2 protein-coding genes and 2 pseudogenes are annotated in these 2,611 nt (G+C 55.0%); all 4 read right to left on the bottom strand.

The genetic code is table 11. From position 1 onward, the window contains the following. Window positions 1-134 precede the first annotated feature (134 nt). Window positions 135-895: pseudogene (locus ACMX3H_RS18510) on the bottom strand (5-oxoproline transporter, DUF979 family subunit). A 38-nt stretch (window positions 896-933) separates the two neighbouring features. Next, window positions 934-1,628, bottom strand: a pseudogene (locus tag ACMX3H_RS18505) (DUF969 domain-containing protein). Between the two features lie 52 nt (window positions 1,629-1,680). After that, the gene (locus tag ACMX3H_RS18500) at window positions 1,681-1,986 is read right to left on the bottom strand and encodes a hypothetical protein (RefSeq protein WP_415211831.1); all 306 of its coding nucleotides are present in this window, start codon (window positions 1,984-1,986) and stop codon (window positions 1,681-1,683) included. A gap of 419 nt (window positions 1,987-2,405) precedes the next feature. Next, window positions 2,406-2,546: a hypothetical protein gene (locus ACMX3H_RS18495; RefSeq protein ID WP_415211830.1), complete on the bottom strand. Its 141-nt coding sequence runs from the start codon at window positions 2,544-2,546 to the stop codon at window positions 2,406-2,408. Between the last annotated feature and the right edge of the window lie 65 nt (window positions 2,547-2,611).

The raw sequence follows: 2,611 nt of genomic DNA, 5'->3' as shown, positions 1-2,611 counted from the left end.
GTCCAGCGGGAAATTGGGACGACGTCTTGAGGGTTTTGGTGGGGTTTGTTTCATGAATTGCGCCCATTAAAAAAATAATGGACATCATCTTCAATAACTTGATGGGGAATTAACAGACGGCGCTGGGCGTACGCTTACCCGCAAAACCCCGCCAGCATGCCGATGGCGGACATGATGGCCGGGTTGCCGCCCATATGGCCGACGATAATGGGTAAACCGATGCCGGCGGCCATGATGGGAAATGCCGCAAATGCGTTGCCCATTATAATGGTGAACAGCGCCATGCCGATGCAGTAGGCGGCGACCGCGACGATGGGCAGTCCTAGCGGGATGACATCAGTAATCAGCCCCGCCACTAGCTTACCCACCCCGGCCAGGGCGAAAATTTCCCCAGCGCCGCCAGCATCTGCGGCAGGACGCTGGCCCAGCCGATGGCGTCCAGCCGCCGCCGGCCTTCGTTCATCGCGCTGGCGGGCGTCTCGAGCAACATCATCAGCGCTACGAAGAACGCGACGATAATGCCCAGGCCCAGCGCGGCCAGGGTGGAGGAACCGGCGGGGATCAGAAGTGCGCCGTTCCAGGTCAGGCTTTTAAAGACAAAGGTGCCGAGCAGCGTCACCAGGGGGATCAGCAACACCGGAATGAATAACCGGTTGCCAAAGCGGCTGGCGCGCACTTCCCGCTGTTCGAGAGACGTCTCGGGTTGCTTGCTGCTGCCTAATCCACCGAGCCCCGCGAGCAGCACCATGACTATCACCAACAGGCCATTTACCAGCGCCTGCAAATAACTGCCGAAAATGAAAATAATCGCATTAATGCCCCAAAAGCCGGCGCTTTTCCAACGTTTGGGATTAGAACTATCACGCAGGTTGATTATAGCCGTGGCGGCAAACATGATGCCCAGCAGCAAATAAAGCGCATCCAGAATTGTCATCATTTATACTCCCCTGCAGCCCGCGTTTTGCTCTGCGCGGCATAGCGCCGGATAAGCGCGCGCTGGTAAAATGCCACGCGGCAGCTATGAATGATAAACGCGAAAAAGGCGGTGGGAATGGCCCAGACGGCAAAATGCAGCGGTTCGATAATATAACCGTTTTGCTCCATGAACCCTTTCATCAATAAGATCGAACCAATGGCGTGTCTTCGCCGAAGAATACGCCGATATTATCTACCGCCGCACAGTGCGCGCGGATTTTTTCACGCTCCGCCGGGGGTAAATCCCCCAACCGTTTACGCGCCGCACCTTCGGCCATGGGGGCTATCAGTGGACGCACCATTTGTGCGTGGCCGCCGAGCGCGGTCAAGCCCAGCGCGGCGGTTAACTGCCGCATCAGCATATAGAGAATCAGGATGCGCGACAGCGACGCGGAGTGGATGTGTGTTACCAGGCGCAGCGCCTGCTCGCGCAGTCCGTTGCGCTCCAGCAGCCCGATGACCGGCAGCGCCAGCCAGATTAGCGCCATATAGCGATTTTGCACATAGGCGGTGCCAAAATCGCTTATTACCGCAGGCAAATCCAGGCCGCTGGTCAGCCCGGTGATAAGGCCCGCGAGCGTTACGACCACCAGGGGATTGAAACGCAGCGCAAAGCCGAGAATAACGATAACGATGCCTATTAAAGGCCACATAATGATACCCCCAAAAATGGTGAGAATTGCCTTCACCCGAGTGATTGAAGGCTTAAGGAATAGCCTTCCGCTGGCCAGACCGAACAATGGGTAAAACCCCTTCTAAGCTATTTCCAAAGAATTTGGAATATTTAATTACCGATCCTTTTTTAACAGAATAAAAAGTGCGCACCCGCGCCAGCGCATAATCGGCCTGATGAGAAGCGAAGCGCGGAATTATCATCGCCGCGCGTAAGGGATTACCGCACGCGCGCAGGATAGCTACGACGTTAATTATCTGCCATGCAAAGAAGTCTACCGGCATAAATATCTTTACCGCTGGTTTTTTATGCTGTTTTATTACCGTATAGCGCCGCAAATAGCCCTTTTTTTTGCCCGCTAACCCACGGGACCTTTTTGCCGGCTAACGCGCTCTCTTTTGTTCGTCAACGCTCTTCGCCACCCTCAACCCTATCCCTGTCGTGCCGGTCGCCGTTTTAGACTCGTTTTCACGCCCGGTGAGGGGCGCCGCCGTTTTGCGTCATTAAGCCTTGCCCACCGCTATTTTGCAGCGCAAGAGTGCGGCGGCGTAGGCGGCTAAAGTCAGTAAGCGTGATTTTATGTCAGCCGGTGTAAAACTGACGGCGCTGGGCATATTTTTCCCCTTAAAAGCGCCCATCACGGGGCATTTTCGGCTATATTCCACTGTTGCTGGTTCCGGTCACGTCCGATCACTGATTCCGATTTCACCCGATCACTGATTCCAGTCGCCCGATCAGCGATTCCGATTTTATCCGATCACTGATTCCGGTCGCCCGACCAGCGATTCTGATTTCCCCCGATCACTGATTCGCATGTGTCACTACCGTAAGCGCCCCGTGGAGGACGTCTTGAATTATTGGTGGGTTTGTTGTATGGCCCGGTAAGAATATGTTCCACTACGATGCCTAGTGAACCCGCATCCTATAAGGGACGGCTGTCAGATCATGGATAATCCGGCGATG

It is taken from the genome of Sodalis sp. (in: enterobacteria), from assembly GCF_047607725.1.
In the GTDB taxonomy this organism is placed as follows: domain Bacteria; phylum Pseudomonadota; class Gammaproteobacteria; order Enterobacterales; family Enterobacteriaceae; genus JBLKSS01.
This window is presented reverse-complemented; position numbering and strand designations above follow the sequence as displayed.